The organism is Longimicrobiaceae bacterium (assembly GCA_035696245.1).
Classification (GTDB): Bacteria; Gemmatimonadota; Gemmatimonadetes; order Longimicrobiales; family Longimicrobiaceae; genus DASRQW01.
This window is the reverse complement of the sequence record DASRQW010000390.1, coordinates 1-5,015: the sequence shown is the minus strand read 5'-3', so window position 1 is coordinate 5,015 and position 5,015 is coordinate 1. Positions and strand designations below refer to the sequence as shown.

3 protein-coding genes and 3 tRNA genes are annotated in these 5,015 nt (G+C 71.2%); 1 reads left to right on the top strand and 5 read right to left on the bottom strand.

Annotated features, from left to right (window positions below; genetic code table 11):
* Nucleotides 1-60: 60 nt before the first annotated feature.
* From VFE05_17740 to VFE05_17730, 3 genes are all read right to left on the bottom strand, one after another.
* Nucleotides 61-133 (bottom strand) — tRNA-Glu (locus VFE05_17740).
* 98 nt (nucleotides 134-231) lie between these two features.
* Nucleotides 232-302, bottom strand: a tRNA-Cys gene (locus VFE05_17735).
* A gap of 25 nt (nucleotides 303-327) precedes the next feature.
* Nucleotides 328-400: transfer RNA gene (locus VFE05_17730), tRNA-Gly, on the bottom strand.
* Between the two features lie 242 nt (nucleotides 401-642).
* Here VFE05_17730 and VFE05_17725 point away from each other — a divergent pair.
* Complete coding sequence (locus VFE05_17725) at nucleotides 643-2,283, top strand: hypothetical protein (GenBank protein HET6231919.1); 1,641 nt, start codon at nucleotides 643-645, stop codon at nucleotides 2,281-2,283.
* Nucleotides 2,284-2,485: 202 nt separating this feature from the next.
* Here the strand turns inward: VFE05_17725 and VFE05_17720 are convergent, their stop codons facing one another.
* Together VFE05_17720 and recN are read right to left on the bottom strand one after the other, a co-directional pair.
* Nucleotides 2,486-2,887, bottom strand: a complete 402-nt coding sequence (locus VFE05_17720; GenBank protein ID HET6231918.1) for a hypothetical protein — start codon at nucleotides 2,885-2,887, stop codon at nucleotides 2,486-2,488.
* Nucleotides 2,888-3,072: 185 nt separating this feature from the next.
* Nucleotides 3,073-4,743 (bottom strand): DNA repair protein RecN, encoded by a 1,671-nt coding sequence (gene recN, locus VFE05_17715; protein HET6231917.1) that lies wholly within the window; start codon nucleotides 4,741-4,743, stop codon nucleotides 3,073-3,075.
* Nucleotides 4,744-5,015 lie beyond the last annotated feature (272 nt).

Below are 5,015 nucleotides of genomic sequence, written 5' to 3'. Positions count from 1 at the left end.
CGGGTTATGAGCCCGACGAGCTACCAGGCTGCTCCACCCCGCGACATGTCCCTCAAAAAGTACCCCGTAGGGGAATCGAACCCCTGTTTACGCCGTGAGAGGGCGTTGTCCTAGGCCACTAGACGAACGGGGCGTGACCTTTCCTACAAACGCATCAGAGCCTAAGAATTTAGCAGCGTTCCTGCTGGCCGTCAACCCCCGGCCTTGCCTCTTCGCTGCCCTGAACAGAAGAGGCGCCGCCCGGATTCGAACCGGGGGTGGAGGATTTGCAGTCCTCTGCCTTACCACTTGGCTACGGCGCCGCGGCTGCTCTGATGCGGGCGCCAGAGCGGGCAACCGGACTCGAACCGGCGACCTCAACCTTGGCAAGGTTGCGCTCTACCAACTGAGCTATGCCCGCTGAACGGAGGCAGAATGTAGCCGAGCCCCCAGGCGCCGTCAACCCCCGCCCCGCATCGTCCCCGCCCCGGCGCGAGCCATCCGTTTGCGCCGCCGCGTCTTGCCTGCGCCCGGCGGAAGAGCCTCGCCGGCCCAGCGCGCGTGGGTCGCCGTTCCGTTGACAGGGCACGGGCCGGGCGCTACCCTGCCTGCGCCCCGGCCGGGGCACGTTCTAGCACCCTTCCGCCACCGAGCCCGCACGCGATGAAGCCGCCGTTCCGCGCCGCCGCAACTGTCTTCCTGCTCGCCGTGTCCGCGGGCCGCGCGAGCGCCCAGGGCGAGGACGCGCTGGTCCTGCCGCGCGGCATGGTGGAGGCGAACGTGCAGGGCACGTACTCGCACTACGAGGGGCTGTTCGGGTCGGGCGACCTGGGCAGCCGCTTCGCCACGCCGTTCCCCGCCTCGCTCTTCCCGTCGCTGACCGGCAACACCACGGCCATCCAGCAGTTCTTCACCGTCACGCAGGCGCGCGCGGGCGGCGCGCCGTTCACGGTCGGGCCGGCGGACGCGGCGCTCGGGACGTTGCGGGTGGGCCTGGGCACGGACCTGCGCACCGCGCCGATCACGGTGCGCGCGGGGATCACGCGGCGGCTGACGGTGAGCGCCACGGTGCCCATCGAGTTCCGCGGCACCCAGGTGACGTCGCTGCGGCTCACGGACGCGACCCTGGGACGCAACCCGAACCCCACGACGAACGCGAACAACCTGGCGAAGATCGACCCCGCGCTCGCGGGTGTGGGCCAGGCGGCGCTGCTGCCGCTCGCGACGAGCCCGGCAGGCATCGAGATGCTGCGGCGTTATCGGCTGCTGCGGGCCGCCGGAGATTCCACGCTAGAGCTGGTGCTGCCCACGCGGCCCCTCTCCGCCGGCGGGCTGGACACGCTGCTGATCAACGACCAGCTGGGCCGGCTCCCGTTCTCGTCCATCGCGCGGCCGTACGAGCTGGGCGACGTGGAGGTCGCGGCGCGATTCCAGCTCCTCAACACGGTGCGCCCGGCGCTGCGGCCTTCGCGCTCGGGGCCGGGCGGGGTTCGCGCGGCGGTGGAGCTGGGCGTGCGGCTGCCCACCGGGCACGGCGGCGACCTGGACAGCCTGACGACGGTGACCTCGCAGTCCGGGCAAGGAGGCGTGACAGGGGCGCTGCTCGGCGACCTCTTCTCCGGCAGCCGCTGGTGGGTGAGCGGCGCCGCGCGCTACACGCACCCCGTGGCGCGCGACGTGGTGCGCCGCACGTACGATCCGGCCGCCGTCTTCCTGCCGCTGTCCGATTCCACGATCGTGGGGCGCTCGCCTGGAGATCGCATCGAGGTGGGCGTCACGCCGCGGTACCGGCTCACGGACGAGATCTCGCTGGCCGGGCGCTACGCATTCCTGCGGCAGGGCGCGACGACGCTCGACCTTCCCAGCGGCTTTCCGGCGGCCGGGATGGCGCTGGCGGGGTTCGAGACCACGGATGCGAACACGGCGCAGCTCTTCGGGCTCGGCGTGTCGTACACGACGCTCACGGCGTACGGAGAAGGGCGAGCCAAGGTGCCGCTCGACTTCAGCCTGCTGTACGAGCGGGCGGTGGCGGGCGGCAGCGGGGCGCCCAAGACCTCGCGCATCACAGTGGGCGGGCGGCTGTTCTACCAAGCCTGGGGCCGCAAGCGCGTGCCGAAGCCGGACACGGCCGCCGTGGCTCGCCCGGACTCAGCGGCGCCGCCTCCCGCGCGGCCAGCGGGGAGCCCGACGGTGAGGGAGCCCGCAGCACGGCCCCCGGCACCGCGTCCCACCGTCCCGGCGCCTGGAACGCCGCCGCCGACCGTGCCCGCGCCTGGCACGCCTCCGCCGGGGCGAGAGGATTGAGCGGCGGCGAACGGCACGACCGTAGATGAGAAAAGACGGGCGGCTCCTCCGATGAGGGGCCGCCCGTCGCGTTTCGGTAGATGTGGTGTGGCGATGCCGGTGCGCGCAGGCTCGTCGTAAGATATTCGCGTGCAGCGAGTTGCGGATGCGATGAATCGCACCCCTACACGTCGGGTAGGTCGTCGCGTCGCGATAGATGCGGCTACAGGTAGCCGGCGGGGAGGGCGAGGGCGTTGGCGTCTGCGAAGCGGACGGAGCTGGCGCCGGCGTCCATGGCGGCGCGGCGAAGCAGCTCGTACTGGTAGCCGTGCAGCACGGCGTCGAGAGACGAGGCGCCGAACAGGATCACGCGCGGCTTCTTCTTGAGCTTCTTGCGGTTGGCAGCGGCAAGGAAGCCCCCGTGCAGGAACGCTTGCAAGTACTGGTAGCGCGACGGCGAGACGCCGCCCGTCACGTCCATGGGAAACAGGGGGATCGCGTTGGGCGGCGTGCCGACCTCCGCCACGAGGCGCAGCTGCGTGCCGCGGGCGTGGAAGACGAACGCATCCGGACCCACCTCCACGCGAAGCTCTTCCTCCTTCGACCCGCGCCGGAACAGCCCCATCCGCATCCTCCTGAATCGTTAATCGTTCGGCGCCAAGTCGGCAGATCACCTACAGCTCGGAACCGAGCACAATCTTCATCGGCCTGCATCTACCGGCGTCACCGGCTGTCAATCGTCAGATGAGGAAACGTCGATCGTCTGTCCCACATCAAACGACCAGACTCCGTTCTTGGCCGACCGGCGCGCTAGACGGCTACGGCGCGGCCGATGAGCTCGCGGGCGTGCTCGAGCGATACCGCGCTGTCCGAGTCGCCGCCGAGCATGCGGGCGATCTCCTGCACGCGGCCGTCGGCGTCGAGCGGGCGGACCTCGGTGGTAGTCTTGCCGTCGCGCTCCTGCTTGAGTACGAGCAGGTGCAGGTGCGCGCGAGAGGCGATCTGCGGAAGGTGGGTGATGGCGAACACCTGATGGCTCGCCGCCACCTCCCGCATCTTGTCGCCCACCTGCAGCGCCACGCGCCCGCCGATGCCCGTGTCCACCTCGTCGAAGATGAGCGTGGGGACGGAGTCGAGGCGCGCCAGGATCGTCTTCAGCGCCAGCATGAGGCGCGACAGCTCGCCGCCGGAGGCGACCTGCGAGATGGGCTTGGGATCGAAGCCCTTGTTCAGCGCCACGCGGAACTCCACCTCCTCGGCGCCGTGTGCCGTGGGCGCGCCGAGCGGGATGCGCACGGCCTGGAAGCCGCCGCCCGCCATCCCCAGCTCGGGCAGCACCGCGTTGACCTCGCCCGCTAGGCGCTCCATGGCCTCGGTGCGACGCCCGGTCAGCTCCGCCGCACGCTCGTCCAGCTCCGCGGCGGCGGCGGCGATGCGCTTGCGCAGGCCGCTCATCTCGAACTCGGCGCCGTCCAGCAGGTCCAGCTCGGCGCGGGCGGCGCGGCCTTTCTCGACCACCTCCTCCAGCGTGTCGCCGTACTTCGACTTGAGCCGGAAGATGAGGTCCAGCCTGCGGCGGATCTCGTCCAGCCGCGCAGGGTCGTGCTCCACCGTGGCGCCGTAGCGCTCCATGCGCTCGCCCATCTCCTGGAGCGCGTAGTACGCGGTGTCGTACAGCTCGCGCATGCCCTCCTGCGACCCGTCGATGCGCACCAGTTGGTCGACCGAGCGGTTGAGCGAGCCCAGGCGGCTCACGACCGAGCTGTCCGCGGCGGAGAGGGCCTGGTGCAGCGACGCGGAGAGCGCCGTCAGCTCCTCGGAGTGCGAGAGGCGGCGCGCCTCGTCTTCCAGCTCCTCCTCTTCGCCGGGCTTGAGCGACGCCTTCTCGATCTCGTCGGCCTGGAAGCGGAGGAAGTCGGCGCGCTCGCCCGCGCTGCGGCGGCGCTCCTCCAGCGCGTCCAGCTCGCGGCGGAGCGCGCCGTGGGCACGGTGCGCGGCGGAGACGGCGGCGAGCGCGGCCTCGTTGCCGGCGTACGCATCGAGGATGGCGCGCTGCTCGTCTCGCCGCAGCAGCGTCTGGTGCTCGTGCTGGCCGTGCAGGTCCACGAGCGCGCGGCCCAGGTCGCCGAGCACCGACGCGGTGACGGGTGAACCGTTGATCCAGGCGCGGTTGCGCCCCTCCACCGCCACCTCGCGCTTGAGCACCACCAGACCGTCTTCCGCCTCCAGCCCGCGCTCGTCCAGCTCGCGCAGCAGGTCGTCGCGGCCGGTCACGTCGAACACGCCTTCTACCGACGCGCGCTCCTCGCCGGCGCGTACCACGTCGGCGCTGGCGCGCTCGCCCAGCAGCAGCGAGAGGGCGCCCACGATGATCGACTTGCCGGCGCCGGTCTCGCCCGTGAGCACGTTGAGCCCAGGGCCCAGCCGCACCGACAGGCGGTCGATCAGGGCGAAGTTGCGTATGCGCAGCTCGGAAAGCATGTGCGAAGATACACCGAATACGCGGGGTGGTTCGGCCGGAGGTGGACGCCGTCCACGCGCCCACAAGGTCGGCCCGACGGGCTCGGAACGCAAGGCGCCGACCGGCCGGACGCGCCGTCGTGCGACTTGCCGGGATCGAGCTTCTAGAGCAGCTCGGCGATGACGCCGAAGAGGCCGACTACGACCATCAGGACGCCGATCACGGCGTGCCACTCCACCTCGCGCCGGTCGTCCTGCTCGGCGAACCAGTTGCCCCAGCTCCCGCCGCGCCG